This is a genomic window from Streptomyces sp. NPDC001480 (assembly GCF_042894725.1).
Taxonomy (GTDB): domain Bacteria; phylum Actinomycetota; class Actinomycetes; order Streptomycetales; family Streptomycetaceae; genus Streptomyces.
The window spans coordinates 113,792-139,465 of sequence record NZ_JBIAVX010000012.1 but is presented as its reverse complement, the minus strand read 5'-3'; the positions used below and the strand labels follow the sequence as shown (position 1 = coordinate 139,465).

25 protein-coding genes are annotated in these 25,674 nt (G+C 72.9%); 4 read left to right on the top strand and 21 right to left on the bottom strand.

Annotated features, from left to right (window positions below; all coding sequences use genetic code 11):
- Positions 1–11 precede the first annotated feature (11 nt).
- The 14 genes from ACFY01_RS29020 to ACFY01_RS28955 form a co-directional block, all read right to left on the bottom strand.
- The gene (locus tag ACFY01_RS29020) at positions 12–1,985 is read right to left on the bottom strand and encodes a phage tail protein (protein WP_390738700.1); all 1,974 of its coding nucleotides are present in this window, start codon (positions 1,983–1,985) and stop codon (positions 12–14) included.
- Positions 1,982–4,030, bottom strand: a complete 2,049-nt coding sequence (locus ACFY01_RS29015) for a putative baseplate assembly protein (protein WP_390738699.1) — start codon at positions 4,028–4,030, stop codon at positions 1,982–1,984. The genes ACFY01_RS29020 and ACFY01_RS29015 overlap by 4 nt, the downstream gene beginning before the upstream one ends.
- On the bottom strand, positions 4,027–5,976 hold the full coding sequence (locus ACFY01_RS29010; RefSeq protein WP_390738698.1) for a baseplate J/gp47 family protein: 1,950 nt from the start codon (positions 5,974–5,976) through the stop codon (positions 4,027–4,029). The genes ACFY01_RS29015 and ACFY01_RS29010 overlap by 4 nt, the downstream gene beginning before the upstream one ends.
- Positions 5,973–6,386, bottom strand: coding sequence for a GPW/gp25 family protein (locus ACFY01_RS29005; RefSeq protein ID WP_390738697.1), 414 nt, complete (start codon positions 6,384–6,386; stop codon positions 5,973–5,975). Before ACFY01_RS29005 ends, ACFY01_RS29010 begins: the two co-directional genes overlap by 4 nt.
- Entirely contained in the window at positions 6,383–7,084 is a 702-nt protein-coding gene (locus ACFY01_RS29000; protein WP_390738696.1) for a phage baseplate assembly protein V, read from the bottom strand. Before ACFY01_RS29000 ends, ACFY01_RS29005 begins: the two co-directional genes overlap by 4 nt.
- Positions 7,081–8,262: a phage late control D family protein gene (locus ACFY01_RS28995; RefSeq protein ID WP_390738695.1), complete on the bottom strand. Its 1,182-nt coding sequence runs from the start codon at positions 8,260–8,262 to the stop codon at positions 7,081–7,083. Before ACFY01_RS28995 ends, ACFY01_RS29000 begins: the two co-directional genes overlap by 4 nt.
- A 10-nt stretch (positions 8,263–8,272) precedes the next feature.
- On the bottom strand, positions 8,273–8,944 hold the full coding sequence (locus ACFY01_RS28990) for a LysM peptidoglycan-binding domain-containing protein (protein WP_390738694.1): 672 nt from the start codon (positions 8,942–8,944) through the stop codon (positions 8,273–8,275).
- Entirely contained in the window at positions 8,941–9,126 is a 186-nt protein-coding gene (locus tag ACFY01_RS28985; RefSeq protein ID WP_390738693.1) for a putative phage tail protein, read from the bottom strand. Before ACFY01_RS28985 ends, ACFY01_RS28990 begins: the two co-directional genes overlap by 4 nt.
- A 5-nt stretch (positions 9,127–9,131) precedes the next feature.
- Positions 9,132–9,650 (bottom strand): phage tail protein, encoded by a 519-nt coding sequence (locus tag ACFY01_RS28980; RefSeq protein ID WP_390738692.1) that lies wholly within the window; start codon positions 9,648–9,650, stop codon positions 9,132–9,134.
- A complete protein-coding gene (locus ACFY01_RS28975; protein ID WP_390738691.1) occupies positions 9,647–11,140 on the bottom strand; it encodes a phage tail sheath family protein in 1,494 nt (497 codons plus the stop codon). Before ACFY01_RS28975 ends, ACFY01_RS28980 begins: the two co-directional genes overlap by 4 nt.
- Before the next feature lies 1 nt (position 11,141).
- Positions 11,142–11,600, bottom strand: a complete 459-nt coding sequence (locus ACFY01_RS28970) for a phage tail protein (protein WP_390738690.1) — start codon at positions 11,598–11,600, stop codon at positions 11,142–11,144.
- A 62-nt stretch (positions 11,601–11,662) separates the two neighbouring features.
- Positions 11,663–13,927, bottom strand: coding sequence for a phage tail sheath family protein (locus ACFY01_RS28965; RefSeq protein ID WP_390738689.1), 2,265 nt, complete (start codon positions 13,925–13,927; stop codon positions 11,663–11,665).
- A gap of 11 nt (positions 13,928–13,938) precedes the next feature.
- Complete coding sequence (locus ACFY01_RS28960) at positions 13,939–14,667, bottom strand: carboxypeptidase regulatory-like domain-containing protein (RefSeq protein WP_390738688.1); 729 nt, start codon at positions 14,665–14,667, stop codon at positions 13,939–13,941.
- Entirely contained in the window at positions 14,664–15,242 is a 579-nt protein-coding gene (locus ACFY01_RS28955; RefSeq protein ID WP_390738687.1) for a DUF4255 domain-containing protein, read from the bottom strand. The genes ACFY01_RS28960 and ACFY01_RS28955 overlap by 4 nt, the downstream gene beginning before the upstream one ends.
- A gap of 185 nt (positions 15,243–15,427) precedes the next feature.
- Here ACFY01_RS28955 and ACFY01_RS28950 point away from each other — a divergent pair, with 185 nt between their 5' ends.
- Both ACFY01_RS28950 and ACFY01_RS28945 read left to right on the top strand, forming a co-directional pair.
- On the top strand, positions 15,428–15,625 hold the full coding sequence (locus ACFY01_RS28950) for a hypothetical protein (protein ID WP_390738686.1): 198 nt from the start codon (positions 15,428–15,430) through the stop codon (positions 15,623–15,625).
- Between the two features lie 148 nt (positions 15,626–15,773).
- The gene (locus tag ACFY01_RS28945) at positions 15,774–16,535 is read left to right on the top strand and encodes a BTAD domain-containing putative transcriptional regulator (RefSeq protein WP_390738685.1); all 762 of its coding nucleotides are present in this window, start codon (positions 15,774–15,776) and stop codon (positions 16,533–16,535) included.
- A gap of 6 nt (positions 16,536–16,541) precedes the next feature.
- Here the strand turns inward: ACFY01_RS28945 and ACFY01_RS28940 are convergent, their stop codons facing one another.
- The 6 genes from ACFY01_RS28940 to ACFY01_RS28915 all read right to left on the bottom strand — a co-directional run bounded on the left by ACFY01_RS28940 (position 16,542) and on the right by ACFY01_RS28915 (position 21,844).
- Positions 16,542–17,258, bottom strand: a complete 717-nt coding sequence (locus tag ACFY01_RS28940; RefSeq protein ID WP_390738684.1) for a hypothetical protein — start codon at positions 17,256–17,258, stop codon at positions 16,542–16,544.
- A 102-nt stretch (positions 17,259–17,360) separates the two neighbouring features.
- Complete coding sequence (locus tag ACFY01_RS28935) at positions 17,361–18,251, bottom strand: SDR family oxidoreductase (RefSeq protein ID WP_390738683.1); 891 nt, start codon at positions 18,249–18,251, stop codon at positions 17,361–17,363.
- Between the two features lie 86 nt (positions 18,252–18,337).
- Complete coding sequence (locus tag ACFY01_RS28930; RefSeq protein ID WP_390738682.1) at positions 18,338–19,714, bottom strand: serine/threonine-protein kinase; 1,377 nt, start codon at positions 19,712–19,714, stop codon at positions 18,338–18,340.
- Between the two features lie 150 nt (positions 19,715–19,864).
- Positions 19,865–20,701 (bottom strand): cytochrome c oxidase assembly protein, encoded by an 837-nt coding sequence (locus tag ACFY01_RS28925; RefSeq protein ID WP_390738681.1) that lies wholly within the window; start codon positions 20,699–20,701, stop codon positions 19,865–19,867.
- Entirely contained in the window at positions 20,701–21,219 is a 519-nt protein-coding gene (locus tag ACFY01_RS28920; protein ID WP_390738680.1) for a DUF2243 domain-containing protein, read from the bottom strand. Before ACFY01_RS28920 ends, ACFY01_RS28925 begins: the two co-directional genes overlap by 1 nt.
- A 106-nt stretch (positions 21,220–21,325) precedes the next feature.
- Positions 21,326–21,844, bottom strand: coding sequence for a hypothetical protein (locus ACFY01_RS28915; RefSeq protein ID WP_390738679.1), 519 nt, complete (start codon positions 21,842–21,844; stop codon positions 21,326–21,328).
- 124 nt (positions 21,845–21,968) lie between these two features.
- Here ACFY01_RS28915 and ACFY01_RS28910 point away from each other — a divergent pair, with 124 nt between their 5' ends.
- Together ACFY01_RS28910 and ACFY01_RS28905 are read left to right on the top strand one after the other, a co-directional pair.
- The gene (locus ACFY01_RS28910; protein WP_390738678.1) at positions 21,969–23,147 is read left to right on the top strand and encodes an AI-2E family transporter; all 1,179 of its coding nucleotides are present in this window, start codon (positions 21,969–21,971) and stop codon (positions 23,145–23,147) included.
- Between the two features lie 66 nt (positions 23,148–23,213).
- On the top strand, positions 23,214–23,609 hold the full coding sequence (locus ACFY01_RS28905) for an SRPBCC family protein (RefSeq protein ID WP_390738677.1): 396 nt from the start codon (positions 23,214–23,216) through the stop codon (positions 23,607–23,609).
- On the opposite strand, the gene ACFY01_RS28900 is transcribed toward ACFY01_RS28905, so the two are convergent.
- Entirely contained in the window at positions 23,606–25,672 is a 2,067-nt protein-coding gene (locus ACFY01_RS28900; RefSeq protein WP_390738676.1) for a SpoIIE family protein phosphatase, read from the bottom strand. The two genes, ACFY01_RS28905 and ACFY01_RS28900, sit on opposite strands and share 4 nt — an antisense overlap.
- Positions 25,673–25,674: the final 2 nt, after the last annotated feature.

Below are 25,674 nucleotides of genomic sequence, written 5' to 3'. Positions count from 1 at the left end.
CGCCTGTCCTCTCACACAGCTCGCGTATGCACACCGACGGCGCAGACGACTCCCACGCCCACCCCTCGGCGCGACCCTCTCGGTCCTGCCCTGAGCACCCCGTCGCGGCCCAGCCGCAGGGGACGTTCGCCGCCCAGCACGGGCGGCGGCAGTGGTACGAACGCGGTGTCCACGCCGACCGTGGACCGCGTACCGACCACGAAGCCCGCGCCCCCGGTCCGCACCGACCCCACCGTGTGGGCCGGTGCCTGCCGTTCCACCAGCCGTCGCAGTGCCGTCTCGTCCGCGGCTCCCGCGGGCAGCAGCACCCGGAACCGGTGCGCGTGCGCGGTGAGCGGGTCACCGTCCGGTGCCCCGAACGCCCGCAGCGGGGCGGAGCCCAGCGCCGAGCCGCCGAGGCGGAACCGGCTCGCCGACCGGCTGAACAGCCGTACCGCGCCCAGGCCCTGACCGCTCCCGCGGCCGGCGGACTCGCGCAGCCACGCCCAGCGCCGGTCCGACGCCGACTCCTCGATGACCGGGCTCACCCCGAACACGATGCGTACCGCCTCCCGCAGGGCCCACGGTGTGCCCCTGTGCCGGTACAGCGCCGGGGCGGCCGCCAGCAGCGCGCGCCGGGTCGCGACGTCCCAGCCGGCCTCGAAGGACAGGCCGAGCAGTCCGGCCAGCCACGGCAGCACCCGGTCCGGGACACCGGCCGGGTCGAGCAGCGCCGGATAGCGCTCGATGACCCGGTCGAGGTCGTCGAGCGAGGCGTCGAACAGCGACAGGAAGCGCTCGGTGAAGTCGTCGGCCGCGGGGTCCGTGCGGTAGGCGGGCGGCAGGAGTTCGGCGCTGGTGACCCGGGGGAAGTCGAGGCGGATCCGGCGTACGACGGGTGTCGCGCCGCCGTCGCCGGAGAGCCGCAGCCGCAGCCGCAGCCGGCGGCCGGGGGGCTGGTCGACGAGGAAGTCCGTGACCCCGGGGGGTGCCGTCTGCCAGTCGCTCTCTTCGTACCGGCCGTCCTCGGTCACCACGATGTCCACCGCGACCGCCGTGCCTGCGGGCACGTCGGCGTCCACGCGTACGCGGTGCCAGCGGCAGCGGGAGATGCCGCTGTCGATCAGCCCGGTGAGCAGGGTCCCGCCGGTGACGTACGGGGCGGTCGCGGCGGGCGGGGTCTGCCGCGGCTCGCCCCGCCAGGTGTGACAGGTGGTCACGGCGCCGTCCGGGCCGTCCTCGCGCAGGCAGAACCCGTCCTCGTCGGCCGAGACGAGCGCGGACGGCGGCAGCGCCGCGGCGAGTTCGTCCGGGGTGACTTCGTGGAAGCGGGCGGGCCTGCCGCTCCGGGCGGCGCCCCGGTGGATGCTCAGCCGGCCGTCGTCGTCGGTGAGCAGCCAGACCGTCCGGTCCCCGCCGGTGCGCAGCCCGACGATCTCGCCCCGCACTCCGGTGCGCAGCACCCCGCGGGGGGCGCCCGTGGAGTCGAACCGGCGCAGGTCCGTGGTCCCCTGGCAGGCCACGAGCACCTCGTCGCCGGGTGCGAGCGCGGCCCACCGGGGCCGCTCGGCCCTGATCACCCCGGCGAGCTGTGCGCCCTCGCGGCGCCACACCAGGACCCGGTCGTGGTCCACCACGGCCAGCCGGTGTCCCCGCGCGGCCACGGAGAGGGGCTCGTACGGCTCGCCGGGGCCGCACCGGGACGGCCACACGGACGTCCAGGCCCCGGCGCAGGCGTCGCGGCGCAGCAGCTCGGGGGCGTCCGGGACGAGCAGGTACCAGGCGCACGGACCGCACCCCGGGGCGAGGCGGGCATCGGGGAACCACGGCAGCAGCTGCCGCCTGGTGGGTCCCTGCGGCGCGGGGCCACTGTGGGCCAGCCGGATACCGGCCGGGTCGTCGAACCCGACGACACCGTCAGCCCCGGGCTCGGCTCCGGCGGGCTCCTCCCAGCCGACGTAGGCGTCGAGGAGGCGGAAGGTGGCGGGGTGCGGGGTGCACGTCATGACCGGTCTCCTACCGGGATCAGCAGCGGGCGCTCCGGCCAGACGAGGGTGTGCGGCGGGATCGCGTGGTCGGTGCACGGCGGCCGGCGCACTCCGTCCACGACGAGGGAGAGCCGTGAGACGGCGAGGACACCGTCGGCCGCGAGGAGCCGCCGGACCAGCGCCGTGTGCCTGAGCGCACCGCCGAACGGCCAGCCCGCGCCGTCCTCCCCGCCGTGCACCGGATCCAGGTAGGCGCGGACCGCGTCGCCCGCCCGCGTCAGAACGGTGGCCCTGTCCTGGCCCTCGTCGAGGGTCACCCACGCCTCCACGGCGACCCTGCGGTACGTGGCCGGGGCGGCCACCACCGTGACCCCGGCGGGCGCGACCTCGCGGGTCAGGAAGCCGGTGACGGCCCGCAGCGTCGCGTCGGTGGGGACCGGCGGCTCTCCGCTGTCGTCGCCCGGCGGTACGACGAGCACCCCCACCACACCGGGGACGGGCACGCCGGGGAACTCCGGGTGCAGGCCCGCCACGCCCTGGGCGCGGGCCACCGAGGCGCCCGGCGCTTCGGTGGCGAGGAGGCCGTAGTCGGCGGGTGCCACGGCCCGGCCCCGGGCCCGCAGCTGCCCCACGCCCCGGCGCATCGCGTCGGCGTCCGGCTCGGCGTCCGTTCCTCCGGTGGCCGGGAAGGGGTTGTTGACGCCGGTGACGAACGGCAGCGCGGTCACCACCCCGCGGACGGCGTCGGCCTCCACGGCTCCGGCGCTGCCACCGCCGACCCGGTAGCGCACGGCCCGGACGTTGCGGAAGCCGGGCGGTACGGCCGCGCCGTTCACACCGTCGCCGAAGGTGACCTCACCGGTGGCGTGGTCCACGGTGAACACCCGGTCGTCGGCGCCGTACCCGGCCAGGCTCTCCACCTCCCGCCAGCGCGAGGAGGACCGGGCGGTGGTGCCGAACACGTCGCCGCCCGTGTCGTCGTCGACCTCGATGACGAGGGATCCGGCGAGGATGGGCACCTGACTCAGCGTCATGTGCCGTCGTCCGTCGGTGCCCGGGGTCTGCACCGGTTGCAGCGGCTCGTCCCGGACCGTCCGGGCGGCCGTCGCGGCGACCGTGTTGAGCCGCAGCCCCGACAGCACCGGGGCCGCCCCGGCGAAGGCGCCTTGTGCGATCCGCAGGCGCAGCCAGCGCAGCAGGGGCCTCGGCCGGGAGCCGGGCGGGCTGCCGCGCTCCCAGGAGCGCGGGACCCTGAGCTCTGTGGTCCCGCCGGCGCTCAGCCCGGCCGTGGAGTCGCGCATCAGCTCGGCGGGCACGAGCCGGGTGCCGTCGAGGACGTCCCAGCGCAGCAGTGGCGCGGCGGGCAGCGGCAGCGGGGTGAGGCCGCCGGAGGCCGCGGGCGCGGGGGTCGCGGCGGCGACCACGAGGCCCAGGGTGAGCCGCGGGTAGGGTGCGGCGGTTCCGGCGAGACCGATCCACAGGCCGTCGCCGGGCTGCGGGTCCCGGCCGAACGGGGCGAACGGGCGGCCCGGTCCGGCCGGCCCGAGCGGCAGGTCCTGAAGGGTTCCGCCCTGTTGCACGGCGAGCGCGGCGAGGGTCGCAGGGGTGGCGTACAGGTCGTCGTCCGTCTCGTAGACCACCTGGCCGCCCGGGGTGGACGCCGCGCTCTGGAAGCCGGCCGGGACCAGCACGGACGCGCCGTCCGGCGGGTTCACGGTGAACTCCAGCAGCGCGGCGGCCGCGCCGGCGGGCCGGCGGGCCACACCCGCCGTCGCCAGGTGCTCGGCCAGCAGCTTCTCCGGGAGCCGGTTGACCCGGGTGAGCACGGGTTCGGCCTGTGTGCCGAAGAGGCGTACGAGGGCGACGCCGGCGTCCTGGCGGTCGGGGTCGGTCCAGTCCGGGGTGTATCCGGTGATCCTGCCGCGTACGTCGGAGCGGACGGCCTCCGCGGTCGCCTCGACCAGCTCCGGCTGGACACCGGTCGGCCCGGGCCCCGGCAGGAGTTCGCCCGCGTCCCGCGCGTCCTCCCCCGCGTCCTTCTCCCACCACACTTCGCCGGTCATGCCAGCCCCTCCCCCGGTTCCACGGCCGTCACGATCCGGGTGCGCACCGAGCGCAGCACGGCCAGTTCACCCGCGCGCAGTGGCACGTCGTGGCAGTCCTCGTCCGGGTCGGCCCCGTCCAGGCCGATCGCGACGTCGGCGACGTCCGCGAGGTCACCGAGCGCCGTCTGGGCCGCCCGCAGCAGGGCCGAGGGGCGCAGTGCCTCCCCGAACGGCCGGCCTTCGCCCGTGTCGCCGCCGACGAGCGGGTCGAGGAAGCGGCGCAGCGCGGCGGTGACCACGGCGGACACCCGGGCGCGGTCGGCGGGGCCGCCCGACAGGTCGACCCGGAGGGCGACATCGCGGTAGCGGGGCCCTCGCACGAAGACCTCGGCGGTGAGCAGCCGCGCCTGGTCGAGGCGGGCGGCGACCGCGCCGAGCATGCCCGGATCGGGCCGGGGAGCGGGGACGAAGTCCTCCCGGGCGAGGTCGGTGCGCGGCGCCGCGGGGACGATGTGGACGCAGACCGCGCCGGGCACCGGCGCGCACGCGAATCCGGGGTGCTCGCCGAGGGACGCGTAGGCGCGCGCCACGGCGACGCCGGGTGTCGTCCGGGCGAGGGTGACGAAGTCGTCGGCGGTGACCGCCCGGGTCACCTCTCCCAGGGCCGCGGCCGCGCGCTGCCGCGCCGCGGTGACGGTCTCGGGGTCCTCGCCGCCCTCGGCGCGCACGAGGTTGGCGGCGGTGAACGCGACCGGCCCCGCCGGGGAGTCCGGGGCGGTGAACCAGTTCGCGGTCGGTCCGCCGTTGCCGTCGCGGCCGCCGCCGACCACGTAGTCGACCGTGACGTCCGGGTCCGGCCGGGGGATGCGCCCGGTGAGCCCGTCGCCGAAGACGACCGCGCCCTCGGTCCGGTCGAGGACGTAGACGCGGTCGGCCGGCGCGCCGAAGGTGAAGTCCGGCACCGGCTGCCACTCCTGGCCGGCCAGCCGCACGGCCGCCTCCAGCAGGCGCCCGGCGGCGCCCGGCAGGTCGAGGTGCTGGCCGGGGAGTTTGAGCCAGGCGTCGAGCTGGTCCGCCAGGTCGGCGCCGCGCACCGTGTACGCCCTGCGGTGGCGGGCGGCACCGACGTTGACGGCGAGCTGGAGCAGGCGGGGCGGTGCCGCGTAGGTCGCGGCGGGGGTCGACACCAGCACGCCGGTGTCGCGGGTGGACCAGCCGGCGGGCGGGTGCAGCCGGACGATCCCGGACCGCCGCAGCCCGGCCGTGCCGTCTTCCACCTTCTCGAACGCGCCGGTGGTGTCGGAGCCGGGCCGGAACCAGGACCAGGTCAGCTCCGCCGGGGGCGGTACGTCGGCGACCGCGCCGGGCAGCCAGGACGCCACGGACGCGGCCGGTGTGTCCAGTTCGACGAGGAGACAGACCGGGCCGGGCACGGGCCCGTCCCCGGTGAGGGGCAGGGTGAACCGGGCCTGGGCGGGCCCGCCGTCGGCGGCCAGCAGCGGGACGCCCCGGCGCGCCCTCAGGTCCGCCGTGCGGTCCCGGTCGGTCCACACGGTGACGTCCTGGTCCGCGGCGAGCGGGAGGACGGTGACGTCGTCGTCGAGGGTGAACACGACGTTCCCCGTCGGGTCCCGGGTCAGTGCCGTCCCGGCGGGAACGACCGGGACCGCCGTGTCCTGCTGCCGCGCGGACAGCCGCAGCACGGTGGCCGCGGGCCGGGCGGGGCGCGGCGGATCGAGGCCGAGCAGGCGCAGTACGGCGACGACCAGCGCGTCGGGCACCTGGTCGAGCCAGTACAGCCGTTGTTCCAACAGGTAGGCGAGGAGTTCCAGGAGGGTGACGCCCGGGTCGACGGGCGCGTGCAGGGTCCAGGTGCCGTCCGACTCGGCGGGGATCCGGCGGCGGACGGCCGCCATCATGTCGGCCCAGGTGAGGTCGTCCAGCCGGGGGGCGGGCACGGTCATGAGGTGCTCCCCGCCGGGCCGGCGAGGCCCGCGTAGAACGGGAACACCAGGTTCGCCTTGGTGTTGCTGCGCCGGACGCGGTAGACGACCGAGACGGTGACCCGTGAGGCGTCGGCGGGGTCCGCCTCCGCCCGGACCTCGTCGAGTTCCACCCGGGGCTCGTAGGCGCGGACGGCTTCGGCGATCGAGTTCTCCAGGTCGCGCAGGTTCTGCACGCTGCCGGGCGCGAACACCAGATCCGGTGCCCGGGTGCCGAGGTCGGGCTGCATGACGCGTTCGCCGCGGCCGGTGAGGAGCAGCGCCCGCAGACAGTGCTCGATGCTCTCCTCGCCCACGGCGTAGCCGAGCCGGCCGCTCTCGTCGGGCAGGACGGGGAACCGCCAGCCGGTGCCGAGGAAGTCCTCGCTCATGCCGTCCTCGCCTTCTTGGCCAGCACGGCCGGGGTGAGCGGCGGGGTGGGCGGGCCAGTGGGCCCGGCGGCCGACGGATGCGTGTGCGTGTTGAACGCCTGGAGCAGCGCGTTGCCGAGGACCAGGGGTTCGGTGGCTCCGGAGCCGAGTTCGACGGAGGCGGAGTCGACGGTCACCTTCGGCGCTTTGATGGTGATCTCGCCCTGCGCGGACACGGTGACGCTGCCGCCCTCGGCGGCGGTGATCCGGACCGCCTTGCCCTGGTCGTCCAGCTCCACCACATGGCCGGCCGCCGAGGTGATCCGTACGGCGGCCTGGGATGCGGTGTCGTCCAGGAGTACCTGGTGGCCGTGTCTGGTCCGGATGAGTTTCTGGTCGCGGCCGTCGGCGCGGGCGGCCGGCGGCTTGTCCTGGCCGTTGTAGAGGCCGCCCAGGACGATGGGGAACCGCATGTCGCCGTGGACGAAGGCGACGAGCACCTCGTCGCCCTTCTCGGGGACGAACACGGCGCCGTAGCCGTTTCCCGCGTAGAGCTGGCCGACCCGGCACCATTCGGTGACCGTGGTGCCGTCGAACCACGGGAACCGGAGCTTGACCCGGCCCTCGTCGTCGCCCTCGTTCTCCACGACGAGCGCTTCGACGACGCCGTAGTACCGCTTGTCGGTGCTGCGGGCCCGTGGCGTGGTCCTGGTGGTCACTGGTCCCCCTGGTGGATCCGCCGTCCGGTGAACTGGGTGAAGAATCCGCTGGTGTTGAGCGTGTGCTCGACGCGTTTGACGAAGTACGTGCCGGAGAAGCGGCGGCCGAGGCCGTAGATCTCCAGGTTGTCGCCGGGCCGTAGTTCGGGCAGGCCCGCCACCTTGCCGGTCGCGGTGATGAACTCGTAGGCGCGCTCCCGCAGCAGGCTGATCGCCAGGTCGCGGGCCTCCTGGTCGCTGGTGACCGGCGCGTCGACCATGACCTCCTGGCGGCCCTGGAGCGTGGACTCGGCGACCTGCGGCCCGCTCTGCCCGTCGGCCGAGTTCTGTCCGGCGGGGAGGTTCTCGGCGGTCGCGGTGAAGGCGATGGCCTGTTTGGTGCGGGGGTCCCAGCCGCGCACGGTGAGCTTGCTGACCTGCTGGGAGACCGTCAAAGTCGGGGTGAACTCCAGCAGGTTGGGGATCAGTCCCGCCGGCTGGGCGGTGGGGCCGGTGGACAGGCCCGGCGCGTACGCCAGCCGGTACACCCGGATCGGGCGGCCGTCGCGGCCGTCGGTGGGTTTGATGAAGTGGAGCGTGTCCTCGCCGGTGGTGGGGTCCGGCAGGATGTAGCAGTCGAAGTCGAGCCGCTTGGCGCGTTCCAGCAGGAAGCTCGCGTCGTCCTGGTTCTTCTGCACCACGAGGTCGTGGGTCGGGCCCTCCCTGGTGACCTCGATCCGCAGGTGGTTGCGCTGGGCGATCTGCTCGGCGATCCGCCAGTCGGGCAGGTCGCGGTAGACCTTGGTCTCGTTCTCGGTGGGTTTGCGGTCCTTGAGTCTGAGCAGCCCGTCGACGCCGCTGACCTGGACGGTGGGTGACGCCCCGTCGGTGAACCTGGGGCTGAGCGTGGAGATGGTGCCGGTGGCGACGGTGAGCAGTTTGTCGGCGTAGCCGAGCCGGACGGCGACCCGGCCGCCGAGCCGGAACTTCGGCGAGTCGCTGTGCTTGAACCTGAGGTTGGCGTCGTCCCAGTTGTTCAGGGTGAGGTCGAAGCCGGACATCTCGTCGAGGTCCCGGTTCACCTTGATGTCGAGGATGTCGTTCTTGGTGGAGGGGTCCATCTCCAGTCCCTCGATGCGTACTTCGAACTCGGGCGCGTACCGGTCGGGGGAGGCGACCTCCGGTGTGGGAGAGCTCATCGCGCGCTCCTCACGGCAGCCGGGGCACGGTCAGCACCCGGCCCGGCCTGAGGTCGCGTGGATCGCTGATCCCGTTGGCCCGCGCCAGTTCCCGCCAGGCGTCGGGCCGCCGGTACACCGCGGCGGAGATGGAGCTGAGGGTGTCGCCGCGGCGCACCACGTAGCTCTTCTCCACCGTGGGCGAGGAGCGCGGCGTCTCGGCGACCTGGACGGCGGCCGGGCGGAACTCCTTCAGGGAGAGGTCCAGCAGGGCCCGCAGCGGTACACCGTCCGGCCGGAACAGCTGGTAGTTGACGTCGAGTTTCTCCACGACGCCGGTGAAGACCTCCTCGTCCCACACGAACCGGACGACGGGCGGCGCGTGTTCCCGGCTGTCGGGCCTGAGCAGGCCCCGCAGGGCGGCGACGTACGCGGTGCGTACGTTCTCCAGGGTGTCGGAGGTGTCGACCAGCGCCTGCACGGTGAGCGTCTCCGTGCCGCCGCGTACGAACTGCAGGGGCGGTGTCTCCAGGCCGGGGATGGTGATCTCGGCGTAGGTGTTGGACTTGCTCAGCTTGTAGTCGGTGGGGTTGAACCGCAGCGGGATGCGGCGTTTCCGTTCGTCGGCGATGACCGGCCGGACGATCTCGAGGCGGGCCAGGGCGGCGCCCTGGCGGGCGAAGGAGACGGGCGTCACGCTCACGGCTGCTCCTCCCCGTCGCCGAAGCTGCGTTCGGCCCGGGTGTGCTGCGTGCGGGCGCACTGGTCCTCGTACAGCTTCGCCCAGGCCTGGATGTGCTTGTTGAACAGCCGGGTGAACACGGCGCCGTCGTCGCCCTCCACCTGGAACCGGACTTCGAGGTGGTGAATGGTCACCTTCGGCACGCCGGTCACCTCCCTTGGCTCGGCCGCGACGGGGCGTCCGCGGCGGTGTCCTGGACGACTCTGGTCAGTCCCTCGTGCGCGATCTCCAGCGACTCGATCGCGATCGCGTTCTGTTCGGCGTGCAGGTCGGGGCCGCTCCACTTGGCGGCGAGCCCGCCGTGGAACGCCCAGGCCGCGCCGGGTGTGCCGTCCGGGGCGAGTACGATCACCGCGCCGTCGCGGCGGGCGCCCAGCGAGTCGGCGAGCCCGGCCTGGTACCAGGCCCACAGACCGGTGTCGCGGACCACCCCGCGCTTGAGGGTGATCCGGTTCCACGAGTGCCGCAGCGGCAGCTGGTGGACGGAGTCGTTGCGGCCGCCCTCCGGGTAGCTCGTCACCTCCAGCTGCGCGCCGAGGCCGGTGACCTCCTGGAACGCACCGGAGGCGACCAGGGGCAGCAACAGCGCCTGGGTGGGCGGCAGATAGGCGTCTGCGGGGTCGAGCGTCACCAGGAAGCGGTATTTGGGCAGTGGGTCCTGCATCATGCCTCGATCACCTCCAGGCCGCGGTCCTGGCCGAGCACGAGGCGCAGCCGGACGAACTCCATGGGGACGGCGGGGGCGACCTCGATCTCGCAGACCAGTTGCCCCGGGTCCTGTTCCGGCGGGTTGTTGGTGTCGTCGCACACCACCTGGAAGGCCTGCTCGGGCCGCGCCCCGGCCAGGGCGCCGGTGCGGAAGGCGGCGAGGAGCACCGAGGTGACCGCGCGGACGAGGGTCAGCCGCAGCTCGGGCGAGTTGACGTCGAACACCAGCGGGCTCGCCACCCGCCGGATCGCGCGCACCAGCAGATGCAGCAGCCGGCGGTGGGCCACGTACCGGGTGCGGGGATCGGCGGACAGGGTGCGTCCGCCCCACACCATCAGCCCCCGGCCCCGGGTGCACCGGATCAGGTCGACGCCCGCGTCGAACAGCCGGACCTGCTGCGGCTCCGGCAGGTCGGCCGCGAGGTCGACGGCCTCCAGGATCACGGCGCCCGCGGGCGTGTGGTGTGCTCCGCGCTCGCCGTCGAGCCGCGCGATCACGCCCAGGACGTGACCGGACGCCGGGACGGTGCGCAGCCCGGGGCCGTCGGGGGTGCGCAGCCCGGGGTGGTAGACGGCCGCGCAGCTCAGCAGTTCGCTGTCGCCGGTCGCGGTCAGTGACTGGACCCAGTCCACCGTGTCGTCCACGGAGGACAGCCCGGGCGGTACGTCCAGGACGACGAGCCGGTCGAGCAGCGGGGACACGGTCCTCAGCAGTTCCAGGACGGCGTCCGTGTGCGCGGTCCCGGCCAGGTCCGTGCCGAGGTCGGGCAGCGCCACCAGGGCCGGTTCCGGGAGTTCGGCCTGCGCGGTCACGGCGTCCGCGTACTCCTGCCGGGTGGGCGGGGCGTCGGTGCCGCCCGTGAGCGCCAGTTCCCAGGACATCGAGATCGGGCCGCTCCGCGCGGGGGCCGGCTCGGGTCCGTCGGGGAGCAGCCGGATGTAGCGGGACGCGGTGAGCCGGTCGGCCACCTCGGCGAGCGGCAGGCCCGGGAAGGACTCGGGGGTCTCGCCCGGCACCGTGATCCGCACGCTCACCGTGGGCGGCCCGGCCACCGTGCTGGCCTGGAAGCGGATGGCGACGCGTACGCCGTTGCCCCAGGCGCCCGGGCTGGTGGCGACCACCTGGTAGCGGGTGGCCGTGAGTCCGCCGAGGTCTCCGGCCGTCCACTGCGCCCCGGCGGTGCCGGCCGGGCCGGAGACCCGGAGCACCCAGGCGGTACGGCCGCCGTTCTCGAAGAAGCCGCGCAGTGCGTACGGGGTGGCCGACGCGCCGTCCGGCGGTCCGAACGCGCCCACGACGTCGCTCCAGTTCTCCGCCCGTACCGGGGAGCCGACCGGGCCGCGACGGAGCCGGCCGAGGAACGCCGCCACGTCCGTGCGCAGCGGCTCGGCGTCCGAGCCGCGCGGGGCGAACGTCAGGGATACGCCGGGAAGCGCTTCGCCGGCCATGTCAGGTCTGGATCTCCAGCTTCTCGACCGCCAGGACGAGCGTCTCCATGGCGATCTCGTTCTTGGTCGCGCTGAGCGTGGGGCCGGTGTACTTGGTCGGCCAGCCCCTGCTGAAGCTCCAGCGCATGGCGTCGTGGTGGTTCTCGTCCTCGAGCACGATCAGGCCGGAGGTGCGCTTCACCGTGCCCTGGAGCGCCAGGACCACCCAGTTCCAGAAGTCGACGTGGCCGGTGATGCCGCGTTTGAAGGTGAGGTTGGTGAACTTCTTCAGCCCCGGGATCTTGCGGACGGTGATGTCCTCGCTGCCGTTGCGGTACTCGATCGGCGGGATCTCCAGCTCCAGGCCGCTCACCTCGGTGAAGGAGCCGCTCACCGCGAGACCGTCGTTGCTGACGTCGTTCACGGTGATCCTGAAGTTGTACGACGCGTAGGGATCGTCCCTCGTCGGCAAGGGTGGCATGGTGGTGCCTCCTCGGTCGGGTGCTCGGTCGGGTGCTCGGTCCGGTGGATCGGTCGTGCGGATCAGGCGAGTTGGGTCTCGCTGGTCTTCTGCTGGATCCGGAAGATCACGAATTCGGCGGGGAAGACCGGCGCGACGCCGATGACGCAGACGAGCCTGCCGTTCGCCAGGTCGTCCTCGGTCATCGTGGTGCGGTCGCAGGCGACGAAGAACGCCTCGGCGGCGGTGGTCCCGGCGAGCGCGCCGCTGCGCCAGACCGTGGTGAGGAAGTCGGTGACCGTCTGGCGGACCACGGCCCACAGCGCCTCGTCGTTGGGCTCGAACACCACCCACTGGGTGCCCTCGTCGATCGACTCCTCCAGGTAGAGGAAGAGCCGCCGGACGTTGACGTACTTCCAGGAGCTGTCCGAGGACAGGGTGCGTGCCCCCCACACCCGGTGGCCGAGCCCGGGGAAGAACCGGAGCGCGTTGATGCCCTTGGGGTTCAGCAGGTCCTGGTGGCGCTTGGTGATGTCCTGCGCGATGCCGTCGCTCTGCCTGATGCCCCTGATGACGACGTTGGCGGGTGCCTTGTGCACGCCTCGTTCCACGTCGACCCGGGCGTAGATCCCGGCCATGTGGCCGGACGGCGGTACCTCGACGTCACGGTCGGTGGACGGGTCCCGGGTGACCAGCCAGGGGTGGTACAGCGCGGCGTACTTGGTGTCGAACGGCTCGCGGAACGCCTGGATGCCCTCCATGCCGAGTCCGTCGCGGGGGTCCAGGATCGCGAACCGGTCCTTGAGCGTCTCGCAGTGGGCGACCAGGGCCGACTCGACCGTGCCGGACCACATGCCGGGCACCGCGCAGACGGCCACCTCGTCGATGTCCTCCAGGGCGACGATGCCGGTGCGCCGGCCGCTGCCGCCGTCCGTGCCGACGAAGTCGGCGACGCTCAGGCTGTCGTACTTGTCCTCGCCGTCAGCCAGCGTCAGCCAGGAACCGGTCGCGGGCACCGGGAACAGCGCGGGGTCGGTGGACAGGCCGGCCAGTGCCGTGGCCCGGACGAGCTGCGACCGGCTCTCCAGAGCGGTCGTCACGTTCGCGGGGCTGTCGCCGGTGAGCCGGAGACCGGGGAACGTCTCGGTGACCGACGCGCCGCCCGGGTCGGTGAACCGGGTGGCGACCTCGGCCTCGACCAGATGGATCCGGTCGCCCTCGAAGAACGTTCCCGGCACGTTCCGGTCGAAGGTCACCGTGTCCTCGGCGACCGACACCACGGTCAGTACGGTCATGGTGGTGCCGTCGTCGAGCTGGGTGACCGCGCCCTCGTACAGCCGGCTCGCGCCGCCGACACGCAGGGTCGGAAGTGCCGTGGTGTTGCCCCGGCGCACGCGGCGCACGGTGAGTCCGGTGTCCCAGGCCGCGTGCGTCGTGCCCGCCGGGAGGGTCAGTGTCACCTTGCCGTCGGCCGGCTGGCTCGCCTGGACCTTGAACCGGCTGGGGCCGATCTGCGCCCAGACCTCGGCGGGCAGTTCGTCGGGGTCGAGCCCGCTCACCGCGGCCACCTCGACCGTCCCGCTGTCCTGGGGCGCGTCCGCGACGAGGCGTGTGATGAACAGCGGGCCCTCCTGCGGATCGGGCAGTACCGGCAGCGCGGCGCCGACCATCGGCTGGATCCGCACCTGGACGGCCGCGCCCCACGCGCCGGGACTGACCGCGGAGAGCCGCAGTGTCTTGTCGGTTCCGCGCTGCCCGATCTGGACGTAGTCCCCGCGGGCCGTCCTGACCTCGGCGGTCAGCCCCGTGTCCAGGGTGAGCCGGCGGTTGGTCATGTCGTAGCCGGAGACCGCCGCGGTGTGGATGAGCTGCTGGTCGTCGCCCCGGTAGATGTCGATCTGCTGGCCGACACCGGTGAAGCCGATGAGATGGCCGAGCTGGAGGCTGGTGGCACCGTGCGCCGCGTCGGTGGCGACGGGGCTCACCAGGCCCCGCACCAGGGTGCCCACGGCGGGTTCGGCGTCCGCGGCGACGACCCGTTTCACGTACAGCCGCTGTCCGCCGTTGTCGAAGAAGCCCTTGACGGCCAGCGGGAACAGCCACCAGCGGCCTCCTTCGGCGGGGTTCTCGGCCCAGGCGTCACGGACCCCCGCCTCGGGCTCGGGCAGGAAGCCACCGAAGACGGTCTGGAACTCCAGGAAGTTCGTGACCAGTTTGGGCTTGCCGGCGGACGGGCCGCGAGCGGTGACCCCGACCATGCCGGCCGTGCTCGTGCTCACCCCCGCGATCGGCCGTGGCCCCGCGTCGATCTCCTCGACGTAGACCCCGGGGCTCAGATACTCGGCCATGGATGGCTCCTTCACTGCTCACGGATCTCGATGACGTGTCGGCGCGAGGCGTCCTGGGGCAGGCGCACGGTCAGCTCCCCCGCCCGGCCCGGCCGTTCGGCGGCCGACAGGCGGAAGGTCTCCTCGGCGGGGTTGTCCGCGGCCTTCTCCCCCTCCCACCGCAGGGCGAGCCGGAAGGCGCCCGTGGCGTCGGCCAGGGTCCTCTCCCGCCACGGCGTCAGGTCGTCGCCGGTGTGCCCGGCGGCCTCGACCAGCGCGTTCACGACGGGCGCCCGGCTGGCCGCGTCGACCACGACGCCGTGGACGGTGAGCACTCCCGGCGCGTAGGGATAGGAGACCGCCGGCAGCATCCGGACCAGCCTCGGTGCCGTCTCCACGGCCGGCGGGTGGGTGTCGTCGTAGGCGTGCACGAGGAACTCGACGCCGACGAGGTCGGCGGTGAACGGCTGGTCGTCGTCCGGGTACAGCGGCAGGAAGCCGGGGGCCGCGAACAGGGCGCGGTGGCGCTCCGGCGGGACGGTCCACGGCTCGCTCCGCCTGCCGAGCCCCGGGAAGGCGAGGGCACCGCTGGGTGTGCGTACCGCCCTGTCGTCCAGGGCCAGCCAGCCGTCCGCGGCGTCGAACCGTTCGAGGCGGACCGCCACGCCCGCCGCGCGCACTTGCCGGGCGTGGTCGTCGAACGGCACCAGCCAGACGGGGCTGTGCAGGGTCGACCGGGCCGGCGGCAGGAAGGCGTTCATGGCGTCGCCGTCCCCTCGATGGTCCGGCTCTGCACGGGCCGCACCGCTGTCTCGACGGCCGAGTCCAGGTTGACGACGCGGATCTCGTAGTTCAGTGACAGCCGGTAGGGCTTCTGGATCGCGTACCAGACCCAGGACTTCTGGTCCAGGGTCAGCGGTGTCAGCGTCAGGTGCAGCGAGTCGGTGCTGCCGGCGAGACTGCCGGTCAGCTGTGCGCCGTCGAGGATCGCGTCGTCGTAGAAGGTCTGGAGGGCGCGTCCGAGCATGCGGTGCTGGGTGGCCTGGTCGCCGCCCCAGGGAGTGATCAGATACCGCAGCAGCAGGGCCATCGGCGCCTTGCGCACGGTCGGTGGGCCGGGCGGCTGGGAGCGCACCGGGGGCCGGTTGCGCGAGGTGGGGTCCTCGGCGATCTCGTAGAGGAACACGGTGAGTTTGGGCGGCGGCGTCTGCACCGTCTCCGAGAGGTCGTTCAGTTCGGCGATCGGCGGTTCCACCTGGCTGAGCCCGCGCAGGGCCTGGGTGAGAGCGCTGACGATGCCCGACGAGACGTCGGCGATCACACCGAAGTCACCCACTCCAAGCCCCCTCGTCCCGGCCCGCGCTGAAGACGTACGCCGAAACAATGCAGAGCCTGATGTGATCCGGCCGCGACGAACCCGTCGCACCGGCGTCACCGAGGTGTCCTCGCGGCCGGCGACGACGTCGGCGGACACGGACCGGCGACGCCGGGGTGACATCGGTGGGGAACACTTGGTCTCTCATGGAGACCCCCTCGACGCGGTCCGGCGTCCTGATACTGCGGGTGTGGGTGGAAGGCGGCGGTTCCGACGGCTTCCGCGCGCGCATCATCCAGGCGGTCGGCGGGCAGCAGGAGCCCCCCGCCGCGGCGAGCAAGACCACCGCCGTCCTCGACGCGGTGCGTCTCTGGCTCGAAGAGCTGCTTGAGCAGGACGGGTGACGTTTCCGCGACGCCGTGGTGATTCCTTTCCGACGCCTGTCACGCTAAGAAACGACCTGCGATCATGTTTTGCTCGTAACATGGACTTCGAGAATCCCTAGAGACGCATCGAAGATCATGAAAGCCGACATCGGTACCGGGGGCGTCGATGAACGGACAAACACACCGCATCACCTTGAGGCTGCTCAAGGGCTTCGCACTATCGGTTGACCATACACGCGTTCCGGTTTGCTCCAGTACGCAGCGACTCCTCGCTTTTCTGGCCTTGCAGGACATGCCGCGCTCACGCACCTACGTGGCCGGAATTCTCTGGCCGGACGTCACGGCCTCACGTGCCAATGCAAACCTGCGATCGTCCCTCTGGAGGGCGACCCGCATGGGCCACCCCATCATCGAGGTATCGGTACGCGATCTGGCCATCGCCAAACACATCGCCGTGGACCTGCACGAAGCGGTTGCACGCGCACACCGCCTGCTCGACAAATCCCGCTCCTGCGAGGACATCCTCACGATGGAGACGTTGGCGGACTTGTCGGCTGACCTGCTTCCGGAATGGCCGGAACACGACTGGATGCTGATTGAACAGGAGCAATACCATCAGCTGCGGCTTTATGCCCTGGAAGCGATGACCGAACGACTGACGGCGGCGCGACGACATGGTGAAGCGGTCGCCGCCGGACTCACCGCGGTACGTACCGAACCCTTGCGGGAAAGCGCGCATCGCGTACTGGTGAAGGCGCATTTGGCCGCCGGAAATAGGGGTGCGGCGATGCGCCAATATGAACAATGCCGTCGTATCTTGCGCGAGGAATTGGGGCTCGAACCCTCGCCGTCACTGGGATCCCTGCTGCCGCCCCGCTGCGAAAGCGGGGAACGGCCGCGGTTGCAGCCGACCGGCATCCAGGCCTGACCGGTCTCAGCGCTCCGGAAGCTGGTCGTAGGTCTTGAACGTGTAGACGGCGTCGTAGGTCATGAGGTTCCCGCTCGCCGCCGGCAGGCCGAACCCCCGGTTGAGGGACGCGGTCAGGGGTCCGCAGTGTTCGGCGGCAGGGGCCGTGAAGGTGTCGTCGTACGCGGAGAACCTGATCACCGGAGGGTCCTGGGAGAGCCACTCCGAAGGACCCGACCGCTTCATCCGGAAGTCGACGGGGGCGTCCGCCCCGATGGTGCAGCCGTGCCGCAACAGGGGGCTCAGGAGCCGGAAGCGCAGACTGAACCGCCCGGTGTAGAAGTCGGACCGGCCGCCGTATTCCGGCTGTATCGCCAACCCCTTGGACACGGCGGTCGGGGTGGTGTGCATCGCCCCCCACACCTGCCCGTCGGTGCCGTCCGGCAGGGGGCCCTCGGCGTGCGTCATGGTGATCGGCGCGAGGTCCACGGTGAGCTTGCCCATCGTCAACTTCGGTGACGCGTTGTGTACTTCACATCGCCAGCGGGTCGGATCCACTCCGGAGGGCAGGGGCGGGCAGTCGCTGAAGTCGGCGGCCGAAACGGTGGTGGCGGTCGGCTCGGCGTGGGCGGTACCCGGTGTGGACGCGGCCGTGATGCCCACGAGTGCGGCGACGCCTGCCGCTAAGACACCGCTACGGCGTGCGAACGAGAGGACGGGGCGGTCAGCAGTGGAGTTCGGCATGTCGATCATCCTGCCGTCCACCGCTGACCGGCCACCATCGGTGACACCCCCGGCCCTACCCCGAGACGACCCTGACGCCGTGTCAGGGCTGCCCGTCACGAGTCACGGCAGTGGCGTGCCGCCCGTCGCGTTGAGGACCTCCGCGGTGATGAAACTGGCCTGCTGCGAGGCGAGGTACACGTACGCCGGGGCGATCTCGGCAGGCTGCGCCGGGCGGCCCAGCGGGCTCTGCTTGCCGAACTCCGTGGTGTCGGGCAGGGTCGCGGGAATCAGCGGAGTCCACACCGGGCCGGGTGCGACCGCGTTGACGCGGATGCCACGGCCGGCGAGCGTCTGGGCCAGCCCCTGGGTGAAGGTGACGATCGCGCCCTTCGTCATCGCGTAGTCCAGCAGGTGCGGACTGGGCTTGTAGGCCTGCACGGACGTGGTGTTGATGACGCTGCCGCCCTCCGGAACGTGCGGCAGAGCGAACTTCGTCAGCCAGAACATCCCGTAGAGGTTCGTCCGCATGACCCGGTCGAACTGCTCGGTCGGAATCGCCTCCAAGCCGTCCGGCTGGGACATCTGGTACGCGGCGTTGTTCACCAGGACGTCGATGCGCCCGAACTCCGCGACGGCCCGGTCGACCAGCGCCCGGCAGTTGTCCTCCTCGCGGATGTCGCAGGACACGGCGACCGCCTTGCGTCCCGCCTCCTCCACGAGCCGTGACGTCTCGCGGGCCTCGTCCTCCTCCTGCGCGAGGTGGGTGAAGAGCACATCCGCACCCTCGCGGGCGAAGGCCAGGGCCACGGCCCGCCCGATACCGGAGTCCCCGCCCGTGATGACGGTCCTGCGGCCCTCCAGTCGCCCGGAGCCACGGTAGGACTCCTCCCCGTGGTCGGGCGGCGGGTCCATCGGTCCGGTCCAGCCCGGGTGCGGCTGGTCCTGCGCCGGGAAGTCGGGGCGCGGGTGCTGCGTGGTGGGGTCCTGCTGGGCGTTGTGCTCATCCGTCACCGCGGCCTCCGGTCTCTCGGGCGGTCGGGACAGGCGACGGGTTCCCGAAATCGCTCCGGCGAAAGCACCCTCGGCCGAGTGCCCCGTCAGTGCTTCTTCCCGTGCTTGGGGGCGGCCGGCTGCTTGGGCGGTTTCGGCTGTCCGGGCGGCTTGGGCTTCTTGGGGTCCGACAGCGCCTTGTACTTCCTGGACGGGGACTGCGGCCCGGCCGCCGTCGCCGTCCCCCCGCCGTAGGCCTCGTCCGACCCCTGTCGTGCGGAGGAGGGACCCGAGGCGGTGCCGGGATCCTGCGCGGAACGCACGGCGGGTGTGCGCGGGGCGGTGTGTGCCGTGCCGTGCGCCGGTGCCGAGGGGGTGCCGGACGGTTCGGTCGCCCGAGCCGTCGGTCCGTGTCTGTCGGCGCCCGAAGCGGTGCTGCCGCCGGAACCGTTCAGGCCCACGATCGATCCCGTCAGGGTGACGCCGAGCAGCGTGGTCAGTGCGGCCCCGGCGGTGGCCAGGTTCCGCCTGCCGTGCCGCCGGACGGCCGGGACCCGGCGCGGGGCCGCCACGGTCCGCAGCGGTTCGGGATCGGCGGAATACTCCGGGGCGTCCGCCCCGCCGGTGCCGTACGCCCCGGCCGGCAGGACGGGCCTCGCCCCGCTCAGCGCGGTCAGCGCCTCGGCGCACCCGGCCGCATCGGGGCGGTCGCACGCCTCCTGGGCGGTCATGGCCCGCAACAGGCGGGACAGCTCACCGTCGAGGAAGGCCGGAATCACCGGGGCACGGTGCAGTCGGGCGATCGCCGCTTCCAGCGGGGCACCGTCGTACTCCAGTCGTCCCTTGAGGCACTCCAGCAGGGTCAGGCCGAGGGCGTAGACGTCCGCGGCGGGCCCCACCTCGCGGCCCGTGACCTGCTCGGGAGCCAGGTACGCCGCAGTGCCCACCAGCGCCCCGTCGGCGGTGTGCGAGGTGGCGTCGATCAGCCGCGAGATGCCGAAGTCGGTCAGGTGGGGCGCGCCCGTCTCGTCCAGGAGGATGTTGGACGGCTTGACGTCGCGATGCACCACCCCGGCGGCGTGCACGTGCGCGAGGGCCTCCGCCAGGGCGGCGCCGAGGGCGCACACATGGCCGCGGGGCAGCATGCCGGCGGCGATGCGGGTGCGCAGCGTCGAGCCCTTGAAGAGCTGCATGACCAGGAACGGCCGGCCCTCGTCCCGACCGTAGTCGTGGACGGTGACGAGTCCGGGATGCTCCAGCCGGGCCAGCAGCAGGGCCTCCGCGGCGAATCGTTCCTCCGTCTGCGCGCCGGTGCCCGCACGGAACACCTTCACCGCGACCGGCCGCCTCAGCTGGAGATCGAGAGCCTCGTGGACATCGGCGGCACCGCCCCGCCCGAGCAGGGCGCCCAAGTGGTAGCGGCCGGCCAGCACCGTGCCCCGGAGGGTCGTTTCCGGCCCCGCGGACCATGGGCGTACTGGCATGTGCTCCCCCAAGGACGGGCGTGCTGTGTTCCTGACCGGCGTAGTCCGGACGGGTTCCTGACCGGCATATCCGGACGGAGATGTTCGCGTTCCCAGAACGGGGCACGTTATCCATTGCGGCAGCTCTTCGACCCGAACGGAGAATTTCCGTCAGCCTGAGGGAGACTCACCGACGAGACGGCCGCACGAAGCCGGGGCCCCGGTGCGGCGCTCGGGCCGCCAGGTGGCCACCAGCGCGGCCGCGAGCAGGAGTTCGGCGATGTCGCCGCCGTAGTACATGATCTCGGCGGCCTGCCGGACCTGGTCGACGGGAGCGTGGATGTCGATGAGGAACCCACCGTACATCGCCTGCGCGATCAGGGCGTGCACGGCCACCGCGACGCCCAGGTACACCAGCCGGGTCCGTACCCCGGGCCGGGCGGGCGCCGGGTCGGGGCCGGCGACGGCGTGGGCGAACAGGCAGCCGGCGGCCAGGAAGTGCCCCACCATCAGCCAGTGCCAGGCCGGGCGGCCCATCGCGGTGTCGTACAGCGGGGTGAAGTACAGCAGCCCCAGGGTGCCGGTGCTCAGCAGCAGGGCCACGGCGGGGTGCGCCGCCACCCGCGCCGGACGGCTGTGCAGCACCGCCGTCAGGCGCCGGGCCCGCACCGGCGGCAGCACGCGCAGCAGCAGGGTCACCGGTGCGCCCAGCACCAGCATCGGCGGCGCGTACATCCCGACGAGCATGTGCTGGGCCATGTGCGCGCGGAAGTCGGTGTGCGCGGCCGGGCCCAGCGGCGGCAGCAACGCGACCGCCGTCAGGACCAGTCCCGCGAGGAACGATCCCGAGCGCGGGTGGGGCCAGCCCCGTGCCGGGTTGTGGCGACGGACACGGCGCACGGCGAGCAGGTAACCGACGGCGGCGGCGAGCAGGACCAGCACGGCCGGCACCGTGCCCGGCAGTCCGCCGCCGGTGCCGCCGTGACGCATGTGCTCCATGCCGTCCATCAGGCACGGCCGCCGCGCCGCAGCAGCAGACCGCCGGCCACCAGCAGTCCGCCCAGGAGGAGGAATCCGGCGTCCCACCAGGCCTGGTACGGGCCGCCGTGCACATGGTGGATGCCGAGGATCTGGTGGTCGAGGAGCCCCTCGACGAGGTTGAACAGTCCCCAGCCGGCCAGGATCCAGCCCCACAGCGCCCGCGACGCCCACACGGCCCGCCGGTCGCGGGTGACCCTCGCGTGCAGGATGCCCAGGCCGGCGATGACCGCGACCCAGCACACCGTGTGGAAGATGCCGTCCCACACGGTGTTCATCTCCAGCCCCGACACCGTGTGGGGGTCGTAGTACCTCACTCCGATGTGATCGTGGTCGGTGCTGGTGAGCATGTGGTGCCACTGGAGGAGCTGGTGCAGCACGATGCCGTCGAGGAAGCCGCCGAGGCCCACTCCGAGGACGATCCCGGGCAGCCGCAGACCGTCCGGCGCGCTCGAAGCCGATCGGGCCCTACCCGCCGTGGTGGCCATCTCCCCAACTCCCTCCGCCGTACCGGGACCCGGACGTCCCGCACACGGATTCCCACCCCGCGCGCCTCCTCACACCCGACGTGGCGCCCGGCCGGTTCACAGCGGTTCACCGCGAGGCCGGAAGTGAGCTGTGGAACCGGCCGGCGCTCAGTGCGCTGTCGCGATCGGCGAGCAGTGTCTCCATCAGCCGCTGCGCGGAGGCCGACGGAAGCTGCTCGTCGACGGCGATGCGCAGCATCAGGTGTTCGGCGCCCGTGCCGGCCCACCGGGCCCCCGTGCGGACCGCGGGGAACTCCCGCACCCGGCGGGCCAGCGCGTCCCGGAACGCCGCCGCGTCCGCCTGCCGGCCGCGCCGCTGGAGGGTCCGGTGCAGCAGCGGAGCCGGTACGCGGGCCCAGCCCCGCCCGGCATGGAGCACCAGGGACGTGACCCCGGTCCGCTCGACGATGTCCAGCAGCCGCAGGGCGTCGCAGTGGATCGCCCCTGCGGCCTCCGGCAGCCGCTCGGCGCGACACGCCTCGCTGGTGTAGCCGGGCAGGGCGGGAGTGCCGGCGAGCAGCTGCTCCCCCTCCGTCCCGACGGCGTCACGGTCGAGTATCTCGGCGAGGATCACGTTGGCGGTCACGTGCGAAGCCCAGGCCGACGGACCGCCGGTCCGCGCGCGTTGTTTCGCCCGCTCCGCCCGGCGGGCCCTTACGGTGCTCTAGAAGTGACGGAAGGTCAGAAACTCAGGGGAGGCAGGAGAGGCCGTGGCCGATACGGGCGGTGGAGCGGCCGGGCACGGCCGCGGGCGCCGGGCGGGCCGGGTGGTGCTGGGCAGCCGGCCGGCGCACTTGGTACGGCTCCCGCCGCGGCGCCGCTGCGGCCCGGCGGCCCTCGGGGCGGCCGAGCGGACCGTGCCGTCCCTGCGCGTGGCCGCGGCCTACGCCTGGCGCCTCATCGTGGTCGGCATCGTCGTCTACGGTGTCTTCACCGTCCTCGGCCGCTTCCAGCTCATCGCCGTGGCCCTGTTCGTCGCACTCATCGTCACCTCGGTCCTGCGCCCCGTCGCCGATCTGCTGAGCCGCGTGCTCCCCCGGCCCCTGAGCGTCGCCGTCGCCCTCGTCGGCAGTCTGCTGCTCCTGCTCGGTCTGCTGGCCCTGGTCGGCAACGCGGTGGCGGGCGAGTCGGCGAAGCTGGCGGGTGAGTTGCAGGGCGGCATCCACCGGCTCGAGCTGTGGCTGCGGCGTCCGCCGTTCCGGATCAGCCCCGGCAGGCTCTCCGCCCTCCAGGGCCAGCTGGTGGACTACCTCAACGCACACCGTTCGAGACTGCTCAGCCGTGCCGTCAGCGGTCTCGGCCAAGTCGTCGAACTGGCCGCCGGAGGGGTGCTCGCGCTGTTCTCCTCGCTCTTCTTCATCCATTCCGGCGAGAACCTGTGGGCGTGGGCGCGCGACCAGCTGCTGCCCAGCGGTGCCCGCCCGGGATGGGACCGGGCGGGGCGCGCGGCCTGGCGGACGTTCGCCGGGTACACCCGGGGCATCATCATCGTGGCGGCCACCAACGCCGTGCTCGTCGGTGTCGTCCTGCTCGTCCTGCGGGTACCGCTCGCGCTGCCGCTGACCCTGCTGGAGTTCTTCGCCGCGTTCGTGCCGCTGGTGGGCTCACCGGTCGCGCTCGGCGTGGCCACGGTGGTCGCCCTGGCCGGGCGCGGCCCCCTCACCGCCCTCGCCGTCCTGGCACTCATCGTCGTCATCGGTCAGCTCGAAGGACATGTGCTGCACCCCCTGGTGCTGAGCTGGGCGGTCCGTCTCCACCCCCTCGTCGTCGCCGTGTCGGTCATCGCGGGCGGCATCGTCGCGGGTGTGATCGGCGCCGTCGTGGCCGTCCCGTTCATCTCGGTCGTCTGGTCGGTGCTGCGCGCCCTGCGGACGGCGCCGCCACAGTGACTTTTCGGTCGCCGCAGAAGGGGCACGCGTCCGGGGCACGTACCCGAGCGGAGGAACGGTGCCGCCATGGCCGAGTACGAACGTTCACGCACGATGCCCGCACAGCCCGACCAGGTCTTCGACCGGGCCGCCGACGTCGGCCGGCTCGACGCCTGGCTGCCGGATGCCCTGCACGTACGCCCCGAGGAACCGCCGGCCGTCACCGTGCACGAGGACCGCTCCGACGAGGACACCTCGGCACTGTTGCGCGCCGAACGCGACCAGATGCGCATCGAGTGGGGCACCCGCGCGCAGGGCGGCTACGCCGGCTGGCTCCAGGTCGCCGGTATCGGCAGCGGGGCCAGTGAGGTGACCGTCCATCTGTCGTTCTTCGAGGGAGGCCACGACCCGGGCGAGCGCGCGGCCTGCGAAGCCCTCGACCGCAGCCTGGAACGGCTGGAGGAACAGGTGCGGGCCGGCTAACGCGTCCGAGCCACCAGGAGGGCGACGTCGTCGTGGTCGTCCGGGTGGCGCAGGCCGTACAGCAGCAGGTCACAGGTCTCCTCCAGGGGCCGGTGGGGCTCCTGGAGGAAGCTGAGGAGCATGTTCAGGCGGTCGTCGATGGGGTGGTGCCGGGTCTCGACGAGACCGTCGGTGTAGAGGACGAGCAGGTCGCCGGGGTCGAGGCGGATCGTCGTGGTCTCGAAGGCGATCCCGCCGACGCCGAGCGGCGCCCCGGCGGGCAGGTCGAGCAGCCTGGGCGCCCGGCCCGGGCTGGCCAGCGCGGCGGGCATGTGTCCGGCGTTGGCGAGGTGGCACTCGCGCGTGCGGGGGTCGTACACGGCGTAGAGGCACGTGACGATGTAGTGCTCCAGATCGCAGGTGATCTTGTCGAGGTGCTGGAGCACCGCCTCCGGGGGCAGGTCGAGGTCGGCGTAGGCGCAGGTGGCCGTGCGCAGCCGGCCCATCGTGGCGGCCGCGTCGATGCCGTTGCCCATCACGTCGCCCACGACCAGCGCGGTCTTGTCGTCGTCCAGCGGGATCACGTCGTACCAGTCACCGCCGACCTCGCTGGTGGCCTGGGCGGGCTGGTAGCGGGAGGCGACCTCCAGCCCGGTGTGGTGCGGTGGGTGATCGGGCAGCAGACTGCGCTGGAGGGTCAGGGCGGTGTTGCGCACGCTCTGGAACCAGCGGGCGTTGTCGATGGCGATGGCGGCACGACTGGCGAGTTCGCTGGCCAGGACGACGTCGTCGTCGTCGAACGGGAGCGGGTTGCGGGTGCGTTTGAGGTCGAGGGCGCCGAGCACCTCGCCGTGGGCGACCAGTGGCACGGCGAGATAGGAGTGGACGCCGGCCCGGGCCAGGAGCGTGGCGGCCTCGGCGTCGCGTGCGATGCGCGGCAGGTCCTGCTCGGCCACATGCCGCACCACGACCGGTCGGGCCGTGTGGACGCACAGGGTCACCAGACGGTCCCCGTCATAGGCGGCCAGGTCGCCGGGAGGGTCGGCGGCGCGCAGGGCCACGGTGGGGTGGGACGCCCGCAGGGCGAGCGCGCGGAAGAGTTCCGGGCCGCCTGCCGGTTTGCTGGTGCGGCGGTAGGCCAGTGCCTCGTCCAGGACGTCCACGGCGGCCACGTCGGCCAGATCGGGGATGGCTATGTCGGCCAGTTCGTGGGCGGTCTCCTCGACCTCCAGCGTGGTCCCGACGCGGGTGGAGGCGTCGGCGATGAGCGCCAGACGGCGCCGGGCCCGGTCGGCCTCGATGGCCGCCCGGTGCCGCTCGGTGACGTCGACGACCGAGGCGGCCGCGCCCAGGGTCCGCCCGCCGGGGTCCTCCAGGCGGTAGAAGGACAGGGACCAGGCGTGGTCCTCGTCGGGGTCGGTCGGGGGACGGCCCACGTGGTACTGGTCGAGCAGCGGGGTGCCGGTGGTGAGCACCTGGCGCAGCGCGGACTCGATCGTCCCCACGTCGGAGAAGGGCAGGGTCTCGCGCAGCCGGCGGCCGATGTGGTCCTCGGCGGGTATGCCGTCGATGCGGGCCAGCGCGGGATTGACCAGGACGTAGCGCAGCTCGGGATCCAGGAGGGCCAGTCCGATCGGGGACTGCCTGATCAGCCGGTCGCACAGCGCCAGGTCGGTCTCGACCCGCTGGAGCAGGGTGTGGTCGGCGGCGATGCCGAGGGCGAACATCTCGCCCACGTCGTCGAGCAGCCGCATGGTGCGGAACTCCATCAGGCGGCTGCTGCCGTCCTTGTGCCGCACGGGGAAGGCGCCCGCCCAGCTCCGGCCGGTCTCCAGCACGTCCGTGAACAGACTCAGGACGGACTTCAGGTGTTCCGGGCCGATCAGCAGCCGCGCGGCGTAGTTGCCCAGCGCCTCGTCCGCGGTGTAGCCGAACAGCTCCTCCGCCTGCGGGGTCCAGAACACGATGCGCCCGCCGGTGTCCAGGACCACCGCGGCGACGCTCAGCACGTCCAGCAGCCCGGTCGGCCGCGGCGTCTCGGGAACGGAGACGTCACGGTCGGTCTCGGGGGATTCGGCCGTCATCC